At 69.6% G+C, this 16562-nt stretch carries 18 protein-coding genes; 11 read left to right on the top strand and 7 right to left on the bottom strand.

What is annotated here, in order from left to right; all coding sequences use genetic code 11:
* Window positions 1–74: 74 nt before the first annotated feature.
* Both ACFVH0_RS09985 and ACFVH0_RS09980 read right to left on the bottom strand, forming a co-directional pair.
* Window positions 75–446, bottom strand: a complete 372-nt coding sequence (locus ACFVH0_RS09985; RefSeq protein ID WP_093551070.1) for a fic family toxin-antitoxin system, toxin component — start codon at window positions 444–446, stop codon at window positions 75–77.
* A complete protein-coding gene (locus ACFVH0_RS09980; RefSeq protein WP_385819094.1) occupies window positions 443–670 on the bottom strand; it encodes an antitoxin in 228 nt (75 codons plus the stop codon). The genes ACFVH0_RS09985 and ACFVH0_RS09980 overlap by 4 nt, the downstream gene beginning before the upstream one ends.
* A gap of 418 nt (window positions 671–1088) precedes the next feature.
* On the opposite strand from ACFVH0_RS09980, the gene ACFVH0_RS09975 reads away from it, so the two are divergent.
* The 7 genes from ACFVH0_RS09975 (at window position 1089) to mug (ending at window position 7686) form a co-directional block, all read left to right on the top strand.
* Window positions 1089–1595, top strand: a complete 507-nt coding sequence (locus tag ACFVH0_RS09975; protein WP_385819093.1) for a transglycosylase SLT domain-containing protein — start codon at window positions 1089–1091, stop codon at window positions 1593–1595.
* 60 nt (window positions 1596–1655) lie between these two features.
* Window positions 1656–2081, top strand: a complete 426-nt coding sequence (locus ACFVH0_RS09970) for a GNAT family N-acetyltransferase (RefSeq protein ID WP_385819092.1) — start codon at window positions 1656–1658, stop codon at window positions 2079–2081.
* Window positions 2082–2254: 173 nt separating this feature from the next.
* Complete coding sequence (locus ACFVH0_RS09965) at window positions 2255–3592, top strand: hemolysin family protein (protein WP_385819091.1); 1338 nt, start codon at window positions 2255–2257, stop codon at window positions 3590–3592.
* Window positions 3589–4608: a hemolysin family protein gene (locus ACFVH0_RS09960; RefSeq protein ID WP_385819090.1), complete on the top strand. Its 1020-nt coding sequence runs from the start codon at window positions 3589–3591 to the stop codon at window positions 4606–4608. Before ACFVH0_RS09965 ends, ACFVH0_RS09960 begins: the two co-directional genes overlap by 4 nt.
* Window positions 4609–4734: 126 nt before the next feature.
* The gene (locus tag ACFVH0_RS09955) at window positions 4735–5583 is read left to right on the top strand and encodes an SGNH/GDSL hydrolase family protein (RefSeq protein ID WP_385819089.1); all 849 of its coding nucleotides are present in this window, start codon (window positions 4735–4737) and stop codon (window positions 5581–5583) included.
* Window positions 5584–5642: 59 nt separating this feature from the next.
* Entirely contained in the window at window positions 5643–7085 is a 1443-nt protein-coding gene (purB, locus tag ACFVH0_RS09950) for an adenylosuccinate lyase (RefSeq protein WP_385819088.1), read from the top strand.
* A 19-nt stretch (window positions 7086–7104) separates the two neighbouring features.
* Window positions 7105–7686: a G/U mismatch-specific DNA glycosylase gene (gene mug, locus ACFVH0_RS09945; protein ID WP_385819087.1), complete on the top strand. Its 582-nt coding sequence runs from the start codon at window positions 7105–7107 to the stop codon at window positions 7684–7686.
* Window positions 7687–7932: 246 nt separating this feature from the next.
* On the opposite strand, the gene ACFVH0_RS09940 is transcribed toward mug, so the two are convergent.
* The 3 genes from ACFVH0_RS09940 to ACFVH0_RS09930 form a co-directional block, all read right to left on the bottom strand.
* On the bottom strand, window positions 7933–8370 hold the full coding sequence (locus ACFVH0_RS09940) for a hypothetical protein (protein ID WP_385819086.1): 438 nt from the start codon (window positions 8368–8370) through the stop codon (window positions 7933–7935).
* A 114-nt stretch (window positions 8371–8484) separates the two neighbouring features.
* Complete coding sequence (locus tag ACFVH0_RS09935) at window positions 8485–9222, bottom strand: ABC transporter permease (protein ID WP_385819085.1); 738 nt, start codon at window positions 9220–9222, stop codon at window positions 8485–8487.
* 2 nt (window positions 9223–9224) lie between these two features.
* A complete protein-coding gene (locus ACFVH0_RS09930) occupies window positions 9225–10163 on the bottom strand; it encodes an ABC transporter ATP-binding protein (RefSeq protein ID WP_385819084.1) in 939 nt (312 codons plus the stop codon).
* A 108-nt stretch (window positions 10164–10271) separates the two neighbouring features.
* Between ACFVH0_RS09930 and ACFVH0_RS09925 the strand changes: the two genes are divergently transcribed.
* From ACFVH0_RS09925 to ACFVH0_RS09915, 3 genes are all read left to right on the top strand, one after another.
* Window positions 10272–11465 (top strand): sensor histidine kinase, encoded by a 1194-nt coding sequence (locus ACFVH0_RS09925; protein ID WP_385819083.1) that lies wholly within the window; start codon window positions 10272–10274, stop codon window positions 11463–11465.
* Window positions 11466–11622: 157 nt separating this feature from the next.
* Window positions 11623–12273 carry a response regulator transcription factor gene (locus tag ACFVH0_RS09920; protein ID WP_259934545.1) on the top strand — a complete coding sequence of 217 codons (651 nt, stop codon included), beginning with the start codon at window positions 11623–11625 and terminating at the stop codon, window positions 12271–12273.
* Window positions 12274–12372: 99 nt separating this feature from the next.
* Window positions 12373–13530 (top strand): ROK family protein, encoded by a 1158-nt coding sequence (locus tag ACFVH0_RS09915; RefSeq protein ID WP_385819082.1) that lies wholly within the window; start codon window positions 12373–12375, stop codon window positions 13528–13530.
* Window positions 13531–13612: 82 nt separating this feature from the next.
* Here ACFVH0_RS09915 and ACFVH0_RS09910 read toward each other — a convergent pair whose 3' ends face one another.
* Both ACFVH0_RS09910 and sigJ read right to left on the bottom strand, forming a co-directional pair.
* Window positions 13613–14380, bottom strand: coding sequence for a GntR family transcriptional regulator (locus ACFVH0_RS09910; protein ID WP_385819081.1), 768 nt, complete (start codon window positions 14378–14380; stop codon window positions 13613–13615).
* 246 nt (window positions 14381–14626) lie between these two features.
* The gene (gene sigJ / locus ACFVH0_RS09905) at window positions 14627–15541 is read right to left on the bottom strand and encodes an RNA polymerase sigma factor SigJ (protein ID WP_385819080.1); all 915 of its coding nucleotides are present in this window, start codon (window positions 15539–15541) and stop codon (window positions 14627–14629) included.
* A 154-nt stretch (window positions 15542–15695) separates the two neighbouring features.
* Between sigJ and ACFVH0_RS09900 the strand changes: the two genes are divergently transcribed.
* Entirely contained in the window at window positions 15696–16526 is an 831-nt protein-coding gene (locus ACFVH0_RS09900; protein ID WP_385819200.1) for an alpha/beta fold hydrolase, read from the top strand.
* Window positions 16527–16562 lie beyond the last annotated feature (36 nt).

The following is a 16562-nucleotide window of genomic DNA, read 5'->3' as shown; positions in this document are numbered from 1 at the left end:
ATGCGCAGGCCCGGCGTGGAGCGGGGCCGATGCGTCGGAGTGCGCGTCGGTCCGCTGTCACGCTGCCGAGGTCGTCACAGGCTCCACTGGCGGAGTTCGTCGGCGATGGCCCGGACGTCCGCCTTGCCCTCCTTCACCAGCCGGGCCAAGTCGCGCACCTGCTCGGGCGAGGTGATGACCTTGAGTCCGGAGGCGACGAGATAGCCGTACGCGACGGCCGAGGAGAACATCGCGTTGGAGTGTTCGAGCGCGGGGACATGGAGCAGCAACTGCAGGAGCGCGGCAGCCCGGGAATGCGGGTCGCTGTAGACGGGGCTGCCGAAGATCTCGGCCTCGTGGCGGGCCACGGCGGCCACGAGCGCGCCCCAGTCGACCACCTGCGGATCACCGGGGGTCTTGTGCTCGGCCACCATGAGCAGCCAGGAAAGGTCGATCTGGAGGTTCAACGCGTGCCTTTGCACTCCGGGCCGAACTCTTCGGCGAACACCGACTCGTACTGCTTCATGAAGTCGGCCGCGGCCTCGACGAAGGTGTGTCCGACCTCGCCCGCGTCCTGCCGCACGAGTTCTTCTATGTAGCGATTCACGCTCATCCCCCTCTGCAGCGCGCGCTGTCGCGCGGCCTCGGCGGTTGCCTCGTCCACTCTCACGTTCAGCTGAGTCTTGGGCACACCAACACGCTAGCGCGCATCCGCTAGCACCGGCAAGAGGAGTACACCGGCTCTGCGCATACGGGCCACCGCGCACAGAACCCCCGCCCCGGACGCCCGCCGAAGCCCCCGAAACGGCTCTGTGGATGTGATGCCACCCATAGGGGCCACGTCACATCCTAGGCCGGATAGTAGAGGCGGAGCCCGTCCCAGCGGCATAGAAACGGTCCAGAACGGCCCATTTCGGACATTACTCCGTATTGGGGTAGTACGTCACATCATTGACCCCCGTCCCGGCCGCCGCTAACCATGGATCCCGTCGCCGGACAACGCGACCGGTCCGGACGGACAACCATCCGGACCACCCCCGGGGCACCGCCCCACCCGCCGCCACCGACACCGGACGGCACACCCCACACCACAGGAGAGTCCCTTCCGCATGACCACGCACACCCAGAACCGCACCGCCCGCACCGCCCGCCTGCGCACCCTGTCCCTCACCGCACTGGCCACCACCGCCGCCGCGGCAGCCGCCCTCAGCCTCACCTCCACCTCCGCACACGCCGCGGAGACCAAGCAGCCCACCGCCCCCGCCGCCGGCGACTCCCGGACCGGCAGCGGCCACGCCGACAACCTCGACGGCTGGATCAAGGAATCCCTCGCCATCATGAAGGCCAAGGGCATCCCCGGCACCTACGAAGGCCTGCACCGCAACATCATGCGCGAGTCCAGCGGCAACCCCAACGCCCAGAACGGCTGGGACGTCAACGCCCAGAAGGGCACCCCCTCCAAGGGCCTGCTCCAGGTCATCCAGCCCACCTTCGACGCCTACCACGTCAACGGCACCGCCAACAGCCTCACCGACCCCGTCGCCAACATCACCGCGGCCGCCAACTACGCCGCCGACCGCTACGGATCCATCGACAACGTCAACTCCGCCTACTGAGCCGGGGTCCGATGCCGAAATCGTTGGCCGAGCGGATCAACGCTCTGCTTGGCTCGGTCCATGAGTGATCTCCACATACGCCCCGCCGGCCTCACAGACGTCGACACCGTGCTGCGGTTCTGGCGCGAGGCCGCAGAGGGCACGAGCATCAGCGACGACCACGACGGTGTGGCCCGGCTCATTTCGACAGACCCCGAAGCCCTGTTGCTGGCGGACCGGGACGGCCGTCTCGTGGGAACCGTCATAGCCGGCTTCGACGGCTGGCGATGCTCCGTCTACCGGCTGGCCGTACACCCCGGATCCCGCCGACAGGGGATCGCCACCGCGCTGCTGGAAGCGGCGGAGCAGCGATTCCTCGCCCTGGGCGGGCGACGGGTCGACGCCATGGTCCTGGAAGCCAACGAACGGGCGCACCACACCTGGGCCGCGGGTGGATACCACCGCGAGGACCACTGGCGGCGCTGGGTGAAGCCGCTCACGGACTGAGAGGATCACTGACAGATCGGTCGGCTTTGCCGATCCTTTACTATGGTTCTCCTCCTGTCCGATCCTTCCGAAAGGTGTGAGCGTCCGCCCATGGGCGAGCCTCCCAGTAGTCGACATCGCCGGCACCGAGCGATCCTCCTGTCCCTGCCCGATCATGGGACGGAGGTGAACCGATGACCGAAGTGCTTCTGCTGCTCGTGGCGGTACTGCTCTCGCTGGCCTGCGGCGCCTTCGTCGCGGCCGAGTTCTCTCTGACGACGGTCGAGCGCGGACAGCTCGAACGCGCCGTCGAGCGGGGCGAGCGGGGCGCGGCGAGCGCCATGAAGGCCGTACGCAGCCTCACCTTCCAGCTCTCCGGCGCTCAGCTCGGCATCACCGTCACCAACCTGGTGGTCGGCATGCTCTCCGAACCGTCCATCGCGAAACTGATCCGCGGTCCCGTGGAAGCGGTGGGCCTCTCCCCGAGCGTGGCGTCCTCCGTGGCCCTCGTCCTCGGGACGGCGCTGTCCACCGTGTTCCTGATGATCGTCGGTGAACTGGTCCCGAAGAACTGGGCGATCTCCTCCCCGCTCGCCGTCGCGAAGGCCGTGGCCACCCCGCAGCGGGCGTTCACCGCCGTCTTCCGGCCCTTCATCAGCCACCTCAACAACACCGCCAACCGGATCGTGCGCCGCATCGGCCTGGAACCGGCCGAGGAGCTGGCCTCCGCCCGCAGCCCGCAGGAGCTGGCGGCGCTGGCCCGGCACAGCGCCAAGCAAGGTGCGCTGGAGGCCGACACGGCGGAGCTGTTCGTCCGCACGCTGAATCTGGCCGAACTGACAGCGGAGAACGTGATGACCCCCCGGGTCCAGGTCACCGCGCTGGAGGCGCAGGCGACCGCCGAGGACGTCGCGAACGCCACCCGGGCGACGGGCCTGTCCCGTTTCCCCGTCTACCTCGGCAGCCTGGACACCGTCGTCGGTGTGGCACACATCAAGGACGTGCTGGCCATCCCCGCCGAGCAGCGGCCCCACACCCGCGTGTCGGAGATGCTGCGCGAACCCCTGCTCGTACCCGAGACTCTCACCGTGGACCGGCTCCTGGACCGGTTGTCCGGCAAGTTGGCCATGGCCGTCGTCATCGACGAGTACGGCGGCACGGCCGGGGTCGTGACGCTGGAGGACATCGTCGAGGAAGTGGTCGGTGAGGTGCGCGACGAGCACGACCCGCACGAGACCGCTGACCTCGCACCGGCCGGCGAGGACGCCGACGGGCGGACCCTGTGGTCGGCCGACGGCGCCGCCCGCCTCGACCAGCTGAAGACGATCGGACTGCGGGTGCCGGACGGACCGTACGAGACACTCGCCGGCCTCATCGCCACCGAGGTCGGCCGCATCCCCGCCGTGGGTGACACGGTCGAGCTGGCGGGCTGGCGGATCGATGTGGTCGACGCGTCCGGACGGCGTGCCGCGCGGGCCCTGCTGCACGCGCCGCTGCCCGGCGACGACGAGCGGACGGAGAACGCACGATGATCGCCGTCCAGCTCTTCATCGGACTGATGACCCTGGTCGTCAACGCCTTCTTCGTCGGGGCGGAGTTCGCGCTGATCTCCGTACGCCGCAGTCAGATCGAACCCGAGGCCGAGGCCGGGAACCGGCGGGCGCGGAGCGTCATCTGGGGCCTCGAACACGTATCGGCGCTGCTCGCGGCGGCGCAGCTCGGCATCACCCTCTGCACGCTGGTGCTCGGTATCGTCGCCGAGCCGGCTTTCGCACATCTGCTGGAGCCGGTCTTCGATGCGGTGGGCGTGCCGCACGGGCTGATCCATCCGATCTCGTTCGTGATCGCGCTGTCCGTGGCGACGTATCTGCACATGCTCCTCGGCGAAATGGTGCCGAAGAACATCGCTCTGGCCGAGCCCGTTCGCGCCGCGCTGCTGCTCGGGCCGCCGCTGGTCGCCCTCGCCAGGGCGCTGCGTCCGGTGATCTTCGCGATCAACGCCTTCGCCAACGCGCTGCTCAAGATCCTTCGGGTCGAGACGAAGGACGAGGTGTCCGCCACGTTCTCCGACGACGAACTGGCCCGGCTGGTGACGGACGCGGGCGACGCCGGGCTGGTCGACGACCGCTCGGCCGAGCGCCTGCGACATGCCCTGGAACTGGGCCGTCGCCCGGTGCGCGATGTGGTGATGCCGGTGGACCGGGTCGTGTACGCCAAGGTCGGAACCACGCCGGAGCAGCTGGAGCGGCTCTCGTACGAGACGGGCTTCTCGCGCTTCCCGGTGATGGACAGCGAAGAACGGATCCTGGGCTACCTCCATGTGAAGGACGCACTCGATGCCACCCCGCGCGATGTGCCCTTCCCGGTGACGGCGATGCGCCCGATCGCCCGGGTCCGGGCGAGCACACCGCTCGACGATGTCCTGACCGCGCTGCGGCGCAGCCGTACGCATCTGGCGGCGGTTCTCGACGAGGACGACAGGCTGGCCGGAATGGTCACCATGGAGGACGTGCTCCGCGAGCTGGTGGGGCGCCCGAAAACGCGCTGACCTGAGCGGGGGCCGCGGTACGGATTTCCGGCCGCGGCCCCCGCCACTCCTGGATCCATGGTCCGGCCCTTGTACGGACACGGGCTCCGGAAGGGGCCGGACCGGCCGCGATACGATCGCTTCGCCATGGAAACAAATGCCTCCTACAACAGTCTTGTCGCGGTCGGCGACTCGTTCACCGAGGGCATGTCGGACCTGCTGCCCGACGGTTCGTACCGCGGCTGGGCCGATGTGCTCGCCGGCCGGCTCGCCACCCGCACTCCGGGATTCCGCTACGCGAATCTCGCCGTACGGGGCAAGCTGATCGGCCAGATCGTCGACGAGCAGGTCGATGTGGCCGCCGCCATGCGTGCGGATGTCGTCACACTCGTCGGCGGGCTCAATGACACGCTGCGGCCGAAGTGCGACATGGGCATGGTCCGCGGACGGCTCGAAGAGGCCGTGGAGCGTCTCGCGCCCTCGTGCGGAACGCTTGTGCTCATGCGAAGCCCGGGGCGCAACGGTCCGGTGATGGAGCGCTTCCGTCCGCGGATGGAGGAGCTGTTCGCCCTGATCGACGACCTGGCGGCCCGGCACGGAGCGGTGGTCGTCGATCTGTACGGGGCACCGACGCTGGGCGATCCCCGGTTGTGGGACGTCGACCGGCTGCACCTGACGGCCGACGGGCACTCGCGGGTCGCCGAGGCGGTCTGGCAGACGCTGGGTCTGCCGCCGGAGAACGACTGGCGCACACCGCTGCCGGCCTCCGTTCCGCCCAGGTGGGCCAGGCGGCGCATCGAAGACCTCCGCTTCGGCCGCGAGCATCTGATTCCCTGGATCGGCCGCCGCCTGACCGGCCGCTCCTCCGGCGACGGCCGGAGCGGCGCCCAGTACAGCTCCGAACTGGGCAGGGCGTTCTGGGTCACCCCGGAGGACGCCCGCGACCCCGGTCCCGTGGCGACCTGGCGCCGGGTCGACTCGGCTCCGCTCTCGTAGCAACCCACAAACCGGACCGCGGCGCTGGCCTGCACAAACCGCCAGTAGAATCTGGACACGTGACTGCTGTGTCTGCGAAGCCTCGCATCCCCAATGTCCTGGCCGGCCGCTACGCCTCCACGGAGCTGGCCGTCCTCTGGTCCCCCGAGCAGAAGGTGAAGCTGGAACGCCAGCTGTGGCTGGCGGTGCTGCGCGCTCAGAAGGACCTCGGGATCGAGGTACCGGACGCCGCGCTCGCCGATTACGAACGTGTCATCGACCAGGTCGACCTGGCCTCGATCGCCGAGCGCGAGAAGGTCACCCGGCATGACGTCAAGGCCCGGATCGAGGAGTTCAACGCCCTCGCCGGTCACGAGCAGGTCCACAAGGGCATGACGTCCCGGGACCTCACGGAGAACGTCGAGCAGCTGCAGATCCGCCTCTCCCTGGAGCTGATGCGCGACCGTACTGTGGCGGTCCTGGCCAGGCTCGGAAAGCTGGCGGGCGAGTACCGCGAGCTGGTCATGGCCGGTCGCTCCCACAACGTCGCCGCGCAGGCGACCACGCTCGGCAAGCGGTTCGCGACCGCGGCCGACGAGCTCCTGGTTGCGTACGGACGGCTTGAGGACCTGCTCGGCCGCTACCCGCTGCGGGGCATCAAGGGCCCCGTCGGCACGGCGCAGGACATGCTCGATCTGCTGGGCGGCGACGCCGGCAAGCTCGCGGACCTCGAACAGCGCATCGCCGCGCACCTCGGCTTCGCCCAGGCGTTCACCTCGGTCGGCCAGGTCTACCCGCGCTCGCTCGACTACGACGTGGTGACCGCGCTGGTCCAGCTGGCCGCGGCCCCGTCCTCGGTCGCCAAGACGATCCGTCTGATGGCCGGGCACGAGCTGGTGACCGAGGGCTTCAAGCCGGGTCAGGTCGGCTCGTCCGCGATGCCGCACAAGATGAACACCCGGTCCTGCGAGCGCGTCAACGGCCTGATGGTGATCCTGCGCGGCTACGCGTCGATGACCGGCGAGCTGGCGGGCGACCAGTGGAACGAGGGCGACGTGTCCTGCTCCGTGGTCCGCCGGGTGGCGCTGCCGGACGCGTTCTTCGCGTTCGACGGCCTGCTGGAGACCTTCCTGACGGTCCTCGACGAGTTCGGGGCGTTCCCCGCCGTCGTCGCCCGTGAGCTGGATCGCTACCTCCCGTTCCTCGCTACGACCAAGGTCCTGATGGGCGCGGTGCGTGCGGGTGTCGGCCGTGAGGTGGCCCACGAGGCGATCAAGGAGAACGCCGTCGCCTCGGCCCTGGCCATGCGCGAGCAGGGCGCCGAGCGCAATGAGCTGCTCGACAAGCTGGCCGCCGACGACCGGATCCCGCTGGACCGCGCCCAGCTCGACGCGCTGATGGCCGACAAGCTCTCCTTCACCGGTGCCGCGGGCGACCAGGTCACGGCGCTGATCTCCCGCATCGAGGACATCGCCAAGCAGCACCCCGAGGCCGCCGCGTACACGCCGGGCTCCATCCTCTGACGGCCACCACCTCAGTCGGATGACACCCGAAGAGCTCCAGGCCGCCCGCGACCGCACCGTTCCCGATGTGGTCGCGGGCGGTCTGCGTGTGCTGTTCTGCGGAATCAACCCGAGCCTGATGACCGGGGCGACGGGCCACCACTTCGCCCACCCCGGCAACCGGTTCTGGCCGGTACTCCACCGGTCGGGCTTCACGCCCAGGCAGTTGAAGCCGGCCGAGCAGACCGAGCTGCTGCGATACGGCCTCGGCATCACCAACGTGGTCGCCAGGGCCACCGCCCGGGCGGACGAACTGTCCGCCGAGGAGTTCCGCGAGGGCGGGGAGATCCTGGCGGCCAAGGTCGAACTGCTGCGACCGCAGTGGCTGGCGATCGTAGGGGTTACGGCATACCGCACGGCCTTCGGCAGGCGCACCGCCCGGATCGGCCCGCAGGACCACACGATCGGCGACACCCGCGTCTGGGCCCTGCCCAACCCCAGCGGCCTCAACGCCCACTGGACCACCCAGACAATGGCCGAGGAATACGGCCGCCTCCTCGCCTGCGTCGACCACAACACCAGCCCCACCCTCACCCCCGCCGTCCCCACGGAAGACCGCTGACGCCCCCGGAACCTCCCCGAACGCTCCGCGCGCATGGCCGCGCACGCGCACTTGCGGCCATATGCCGGGTTCGAACCCGACGGCCACGGAGCAACCGCCACCACACACAGACCTTGGTCCCGTCCGCCCATCGTCCAGCCAACCGGCTGACCGGCTGACCGGCTGACCGGCTGACCGGCTGACCGGCTGACCGGCTGACCGGCTGACCGGCTGACCGGCTGACCGGCTGACCACAGCCTGCTCATGTCACGGTGGGTCGATCTCCGTCACCACGACATTCAGCTCACACCCCGGACCTTCCTCCTCCAGGTACAGCCCGATGCCGATCCATCGGTCCTCGACCCTCCAGAGCTGGAGGAACTCGCAGCCCGCGACCGTATCTGCCCATGCCTCCGGTATCTCCTCACCGGCGATCATCCGTTCCTGCGCGCTCCACAGGCTGATCGGCTCCGGCTCCCCCCAACGACCGGCGAGCAGCGTCAGCAGGGCATCATGCTCTGCGAGGCACTGGGCGCGGTGTTCCAGCCGCTGCGCCTCGTCGTCGTCCCAGTGATCGACGTCCGCGTGCAGGGACGCCGTGTGGTAGCCGGGCCCGCTGACTCCCGAGCCTGACCGGATGCGTTCCGCTGGAAAGTCCGAGGTGCGCATCGCGTCGATGAGGCGGAGGTGATGTGCGGTGGTCATGCCGCCAGTAAACCGCGCAGCACTGACAAGCCGCCCCTCGCCATGACCTTTGAGATACTTTCAGTCGCCCTCAACCGTATTGAATTCATGGCGGCCGGGCTGCTGAGCAGTCGGCTACGCATCCCTTCGCCGGATCGCCCACGAGCCTGCCAGGAGTGCGGCCGCCGCCCAGGCCGCCGTCACCGCGAGCCCGGCCCACGGTCCGAGACTTCCCTCGGGGTTCTGGTGGAGCACCAACTGTCCTGCCCGGTCCGGCAGATACTGCGCGACACCGCCTGCGACGTCACCGACTACGAAGGAGACTATGAGGACGAATGGGATGAGCAGGCTGAGTACGGCTACAGCGCTGCGCAGCACCACGGTCAATCCGGCCGCGAACAGGGCCATCAGCGCCAGATAGATCCCTCCCCCGAAGGCCGCCCGCAGAGCCCCCGGCTCCCCCAGGCCGATCGCGTACTTCCCCATGAACAGTTGCCCCACGAGGAAGGCGCCGAAGCTGGTGACGAGGCCGACAGCCAGTGCCAGGGCCCCGACGAGAGCGATCTTGGCAGCGTAGAAGAGGTTGCGGCGCGGAACGGCGGCGAGCGATATCCGCAGGGCTCCGTTGAGGAACTCGGAGGAGAGCGCGGTCGCGCCGAAGCTGATGGCGGCGATCTGACCGAAGTTCAGTGCGTAGAAGGCATCGAAGACCGGCTCGGCATCGACATTGTCCGCCTCGGCCTGACCGACAGTGGAGAAGGCAAGCACGGTGATGGCAAGGGTCACCAGGAGGACCGCTATCAGTGATCCCGCTACGGACCGAACCGATCTGATCTTGATCCACTCGGAGCGCAGCACTGCGGTTGTCGACATGTTCAGGCCTCCTGACGGTTGGCGGACGAGGTCGACGCCGATGCGAATTCCGCGGCGTCAGCGGTGAGGTCGAGGTAGGCCTGCTCCAATGTGGCCTGCTCGTCGATGAGTTCCAGGATGGGAATGCCTTCGGTGGCGGCTATCGCACCGATCTCCCCGGCTTTCGCGCCGTCGATGGTCCAGCAGCCGTCGTCGCCCTGCGCAGGCTCATATCCCTTGCGGATCAGGACGTCGCGCAGCCGAGTGGACTCGGTGGTGCGCACCCGCACGCGGGGCCTGCTGCGGGAGTCCAGGAATTCCTGCATCGGCAGGTCGGCAAGGAGCCGGCCCCGGCCGAGAATCACGAGGTGATCGGCGAACGACGAGGTCTCGTTCATCAGATGGCTGGAGACCAGGACCGTGCGGCCCTCACGGGCGAGCCGCTTCATCAGCTCCCGGATCCAGATGATGCCTTCGGGATCGAGGCCGTTCGACGGCTCGTCCAGCATCACGACCTCCGGGTCGCCCAGCAGCGCGGCCGCTATGCCCAGTCGCTGTCGCATGCCGAGGGAGAAGGTCTTGATGCGGGCGCCCCCGACCGCGCCGAGACCGGCCTCCTCCAGAACTTCCTCGACCCTGCGCGCGCCGAGGCCGTTGCTGACCGCCAGGGCCAGCAAGTGGTTCCGCGCGGTGCGAGAGCCGTGGGCGGCCTGGGCGTCCAGCAGGGCGCCCACCCGACGCAGCGGATCGTCGAGGGTGGCGTAGAGCTGCCCGCCGATCGTGGCCGTGCCACCGGTGGGCCGGTCGAGGCCGAGAACGAGTCGCATGGTGGTGGACTTGCCTGCGCCGTTGGGACCGAGAAATCCGGTGACGCACCCCGGCCGCACGCTGAACGTGAGGTTGTCCACGGCACGGGTCGTACCGAATTCCTTGGTGAGTTCATGGACGTCGATGCTGGTCATGTCCTCAGCCTGGCGGCCACGCCCGGGTCCTCGCCTCCCCCGCGGGTGGGGATCATCTCCCTCTCCCGGGGGAGCCTCCGCGCGTGTGCGGCCTGACACGATGGAGGCATGTTCCGCCTCCTGCGCCCGCTCGCCGCGTCTGTCACCTACACCGGGTGGCTGCACCTCCTCATCCCGGGTGCGGGCTACAGCGTGTGGATGTTCATCTCGCCGGAATCCCCGTGGGCGCCCATGGTCTTCGCCGTTCCGGTCGGCTTGGTGCCCGGTATGCGGCTGGCAGAGGGGGTGCAGGCACAACTTCTGCTCGCTCCGGACGAGCGCGGCAGAGCCGATGCCAGTATCTCCGCGACCACGGCCGCCACTTGGGCCGACCGTTGGAGAACCGTGCTGTGGCTGGAGACTCGGATGTTGCTCGCCGTTCCCGTTGGGTACGCGACGGTGTGGCTGTTGGCCACCGCGGTGGACCTTGTTCTCACCGCCGCCGGCAACGGGCCGAGCGATGAATGGCTGATCCGCGGAGTGGAGCCGCACTGGTGGTATGCCTTGCTCGCCCCCCTGCCCCTCGTGGCGCTGCTCACCGTCGTCGTGGTGAGCGGCCGGCTGATCACCGAGGCCGCCAAGCGGCTTCTCGGCCCCTCGCCGGTGCAGCGGCTGACCGCTCTGGAGGAGCGCACCGAGCAGTTGTTGGAGCGCAACCGCATCGCACGTGAGCTGCATGACTCGATCGGGCATGCGCTGACGATCGCGGTAGTACAGGCCGGCGCGGCCCGGGCGGCACACGATCCGGATTTCACCGAGCGGGCCCTGGCCGCGATCGAAGAGACGGGCCGGGACGCGCTCGACGACCTGGAGCGGGTTCTGCGAGTGCTGCGCGAGTCGGGGACGCCGGTGGGGCAGCGGCCGACGCTGGTGGAAGCGGACCGGCTCCTGGACTCCGCGCGTGGTTCGGGCGCGAAGATCGACGCGGACGTGTCAGGTCCGCTGGAGCGGGTTCCGGGTGCGGTCTCCCGCGAGGGGTATCGCATCCTTCAGGAGTCGCTCACCAATGTGCTGCGTCATTCGGGGACGGTCCCCGTCCGTGTGCGGATCGCCGTCGCCAACGGCCGGCTGGAGTTGGAGGTGACCAATCCGCTCAGTGACTCGACCGCTGATTCGGCAGCCGTTCCGGGTGGCGGAAGCGGGCTGCGGGGCATCCGGGAGCGGGCGGCCCTGCTGGGCGGGAAGGCCGAGACGGGTCCGCACGAGGGGGAATGGCGCGTTTACGCGAGGCTTCCGTTGGACGGGCTGAGGGCTGCCCCGTAGTCCTGGGGAATCAGCGCGCGGTCTCGAATGCGGCACGGCGCGAGGCAGGGGACATCGCTACACCGGATGCGGGCGGGTACTGCGGCAGCACGGCAAGGCGCCCCGGCCGTCGTCGTAGGCACACCGGGGGGCGCGGGACAGCCCTTATGGTGGCCCAATGCCGGTTAGCGTACTTCTGGTCGATGACGAACCCCTCGTCCGCGCGGGGTTGCGTGCTGTCCTTGAGGCTCAGCCCGATATCGAGGTGGTGGGCGAGGCGGGCGACGGCGCCGCCGTGATCCCGCTGCTGCATCAGCTGCGCCCCGACGTGGTGGCCATGGATGTGAGGATGCCGTTGATGGACGGTATCGAGGCCACGCGGGTGGTGCTGCGCACGGTTCCGAACCCGCCGAAGATCCTCGTGGTGACCACGTTCGAGAACGACGAGTACGTCTATGAGGCGCTGCGTGCCGGTGCGGACGGCTTCCTCATCAAACGTGCCCGGCCCTCCGAGATCGTGAACGCGGTGCGTCTGGTGGCCGAGGGTGAGTCGCTGCTCTTCCCGGCGGCGGTCCGGCAGCTCGCGGCCGAGTACGGGACGAGCAAGGCGCGTGCGGCCATGGACCGGGCTGCGCTCACCGAGCGGGAATCCACGGTCCTCCGGCTGATGGCCCGGGGCCTGTCCAACGCCGAGATCGCCGCCAAACTCGTGGTCGGCGTCGAGACGGTGAAGACCCATGTCAGTGCGGTACTGGCGAAGTTGGGTGCCAGGGACCGCACCCAGGCCGTGATCGCTGCGTACGAATCCGGGTTCGTCGCCCCGGGCTGAATTCCCCGCCCGGGGAAACCCACCTCGGCCCACGGTCGCCCCGCACCGGGGCAACGAGTACCATCCGCGTGACATGCGCTAGAGCTGGGAGGACACACCGTGGGCCGGCTGACCGGTGGGGATCCGTCGCTGTTGCGGCGCATCAATTCCGCGGTGGTGCTGCACGCTCTGCGTGGCGCCGACTCCCCGACGCTGACGGACCTGACCCGGATCACCGGGCTGTCCCGGCCGACGGTCGAGGGTGTCATGGAGGGGCTCTTCGAGGCCGGGCTGGTTGTCGAGTCGGGGCCCGACGGTGGTGAGACCCGACGTCAGGGGCGGCCGGCCCGCCGGTTCCGGTTCCGTGCCGAGGCCGGGCATCTGCTCGGCATCGAGATCGGCCCGCATCGCGTCTCAGCACTGCTGTCGGGCCTGGACGGCCGGATCATCGGCGCGGGCGCACGCGAGGTGTCGGAAACCGCCTGCGCCGACGACCGGCTCGACAAGGTCAGGACCGTGGTGGCGGACCTCCTGCGGCGGACGGGCGTAGCGAGGAGCAGTCTGCGCGCGGTGGGTGTCGGCAGTCCCGGCATCGTGGAGGCCGACGGGACGGTTCGGCTGGGAACCGCCCTGCCGGGCTGGACGGGTCTCGCACTGGGCGAGCGGCTGAGGCGCTCCTTCCGCTGCCCCGTCCTGGTGGAGAACGACGCCAATGCCGCGGCGGTCGCGGAGCACTGGAAGGGTGCCGCGACCGAGTCCGACGACATCGTGTTCGTCCTGGCGGGGCTGAGCCCGGGGGCCGGTTCGCTGATCGGCGGGCGGCTGCACCGTGGATTCGGCGGTGCGGCGGGCGAGATCGGCGCGCTGCATCTGCTCGGCCGCGAAGTGACCCCGGAGCGGTTGCTGTCCACGACAGACACCCCGCTGGATCCGCTGGACGAGGTCGCGGTCGCCGATGTGTTCGCGCAGGCCCGGCGCGGCGATGTCCGGGCACAGGCGGCGGTCGAGCGGTTCATCCAGCGCCTGGTGCACGATGTGGCGGCGCTGGTGCTGGCGCTGGACCCCGAGCTGGTGGTCGTGGGCGGCTGGGCCACCGGGCTGGACGATGTACTCGATCCACTCCGCGGCGAGCTGGCCCGCTACTGCCTCCGGCCGCCACGGGTCACGCTGTCGCTGCTCGGTGAGGCGGCGGTGGCCACCGGTGCGCTGCGGCTGGCTCTCGACCACGTCGAGGAGCAGCTCTTCGCGGTGGAGGGAACGGTGACGGCCCGCCGCTGAGAGCGACGGGCCGTGCATACCGACGGGCTGTGCGTACCGACGGATGGTGCGTACCGGCGTGGGCCGGTGGGGACGGCCTCGGTCAGGAGGCCTGACGCTCCTGGTCGTGGTGGCTGATCTCCAGGTCGCCCGAGTCGCCGAAGGTGAGCCGGCAGGTGTCGGCCCGGTACGTGGCGACGGAGAGCGCGGCGGTGCCGCCCGCCGCGAGGTAGCGGGTGGTGACGACGAGCACGGGCGCGCCGGGCAGCCGGTCGAGCTCCTTGGCGTCGTCCACACGTGCCGAACCGAGCTCCACCGACCGGTCCTGGCCGTCGGGGCCGAGGCGGTGCAGTTCGCGCAGGACACGGCGGGCCCGCGCAGGACCGGACGGAGCGTCGATCGCGGAGAGTTCGGGCACGGACGAGGACGGGACGTAGAGCAGCTCCGCCGCGACGGCCTGCCCGTTCGTCACCCGGATCCGGCGCACGATGTGTACCGGCTCGTCGGCTTCCACGTCGAGCGCGGCGGCCACTGACGACGGCGCGACCGCCGCCGAGCAGTCCACCGGCTGCCAGCCCTCCGCCGGACCGCCACCGGACCAGTCCCGCTGTGCCGTGGAGACGGCGACCCCGACGCGCGGCGGGGCGACCGTGGTCCCGACGCCGCGGCGGCGCTGCAGCCTTCCTTCGAGTTCGAGCTGTTCCAGAGCCTGCCGGAGCGTGGCTCGGGCGACTCCGAACCGGGCGGCGAGCTCGCGCTCGTTGGGCAGGATCTCCCCCACCGCAAAGTCCGAGTCGAGTGCCTCACTGAGCACGGTCTTGAGGTGCCAGTACTTCGGCTCCTGCACCGATTCCAGCTGCGTGGTCCCCACCCTGTCCTCCGCAATCACCCAGCGGCTATTCCGCGACGTTATTTATTAAAGGTTCCTGTCTTAACGTTGAGACCATAGGACGGTACACATCCTTGGTCAAGACCAATCCTCGGTCGGTCACGCAGCGAAACGGGTCTCTGCCGCAGAGCGTTCACAGGACGTTCGTGGTGCCGTGAGGCGGGCGCAGCAATGAGCCCCACGACCGGGCAGGACGTGGGGCTTCGAACCGGGGGCGCGGACCGGCGCTCAGGCGGTCGCCGCTCCTCCGGACTCCTCCGGAAGGTCGGCGAAACGAGTGAGCTTGTCAGGATTCCGCACGATATACACGCACTGGATGAGCCCGTCCTCGATGTCGAGCTGAACGACCGAGTCGACCTTTCCGCCCAGGAACAGCAACAGGCCCGGCCCGCCGTTGAGCTCCAGCAACCGGAAGTCGAGGTCCTCGACCTGTTCGTGGGCGACGGCGAAGAGGAAGCGCCCGACCTTGTCGGCACTCTCGATGACCCGCAGCGGCGCCCGGGACTTTCCGCCGCTGTCCCCCACGAGCCTCGCGTCGGGCGCGAGCAGGGCCAGCAGTTCCTCGATGTCACCGCCCGCCGCCGCGGCGAGGAACCGCTCGGTGAGGTCACGACGGTGCGCCGGGTCGACGTCGTACCGCGGTTTGCGCTGCTCCACATGATGCCGCGCACGCCCCGCCAACTGGCGCACCGCGGCCTCGGTGCGGTCCAGAGCCGTGGCGATCTCCGCGTACGGGAAGCCGAAGGCCTCGCGCAGCACGAAGACGGCTCGCTCCAGCGGCGACAGGGACTCCAGGACGACCAGTACGGCGACCGATACCGAGTCGGCCAGCACCGTCTGCTCCGCGGTGTCGGGCACGGAGGGGCCGAAATCGGTGACGACCGGCTCCGGCAGCCACGGCCCGACGTACGACTCGCGCCGTGACTGCACCTGCCGCAGCCGGTCGATGGCCAGGCGGGTGGTGATCCTCACCAGAAAGGCGCGCGGCTCCCGTACGTCCTCGCGGGGTGCGGAGGACCAGCGCAGCCATGCCTCCTGCACCACGTCCTCGGCATCGGCGATCCGGCCCAGCATGCGGTAGGCAACGCCGGTGAGCACGGGGCGGTGGCTCTCGAAGACATCGGTCGTGGTGTCGGCAGTCACTCCTCCATCCCAGCCGACCTGCCGCACCCTGTCCAGCGCGAATCGCCCACCCCTCTTGAAGTGCGGGCTACTGAACGGTAATTGTTATTGACGAGACGTCTAAGTCGCCTTCAGGCATGGTCCCTTCATGCCGGATCACCCCGGGAGCACCAGCATGGCCACCACGGTCTCGTTCAGCGTCGACTCACCGCAAGGGCCTCGGACGGTGTCCGTGGCGTATGAGCGGACCGGTACCGGCGAGCCACTCCTCCTGCTCCACGGTATCGGCCACCACCGGCAGGCCTGGGATCCGGTGTTGTCCGTGCTCGCCGTGGAGCGGGATGTGACAGTCGTAGATCTCCCCGGCTTCGGCGTCTCGCCGGAACTGCCCGACGGACTGCCGTACGACCTGCCGACGATGGTCAAGGTGCTCGGCGCATTCTGTGAGGAGATCGGTCTGGACCGGCCGCATGTGGCGGGCAATTCGCTCGGCGGACTGCTGGCGCTGTCGCTCGGCCGGGAGAAGCTGGTCCGGTCGGTGACGGCGCTCTCGCCCGCCGGTTTCTGGACCGAGGGCGAGCGTCGCTATGCGTTCGTGACGCTGCGGGCCATGCGGCGGGCCGCGTTGTCGATGCCGGTGCCGCTGATCGAGCGGCTCTCGCACAGCGCCGCCGGGCGGACGGCACTGACCAGCACCATCTACGCCCGGCCCGGCCGCCGTTCACCCGGTGCAGTCGTCGCGGAGACCCTCGCGCTGCGCGAGGCGACCGGATTCCACCGGACGCTCGCCTCCGGCGGAAGCGTCGCGTTCACCGACGATGTGCCCGGGCTGCCGGTGACCGTCGCCTGGGGCAGCCGGGACCGGATACTGCTGCGCCGGCAGGGAATCAGGGCCAAGCACACCATCCCCGACGCCCGGCTGGTCCGGCTTCCGGGCTGCGGCCATGTGCCGATGAACGACGATCCGGCGCGGGTGGCGCGCGTCATTCTCGACACCAGTCGCTGACGGCGTACCGGGCGCCGGATCCGTACCCCGTGTCGC

It is taken from the genome of Streptomyces sp. NPDC127117, from assembly GCF_042677325.1.
Taxonomy (GTDB): domain Bacteria; phylum Actinomycetota; class Actinomycetes; order Streptomycetales; family Streptomycetaceae; genus Streptomyces.
The sequence above is the reverse complement of the archived record's forward strand: the minus strand, read 5'-3'. Positions and strand labels throughout refer to the sequence as shown.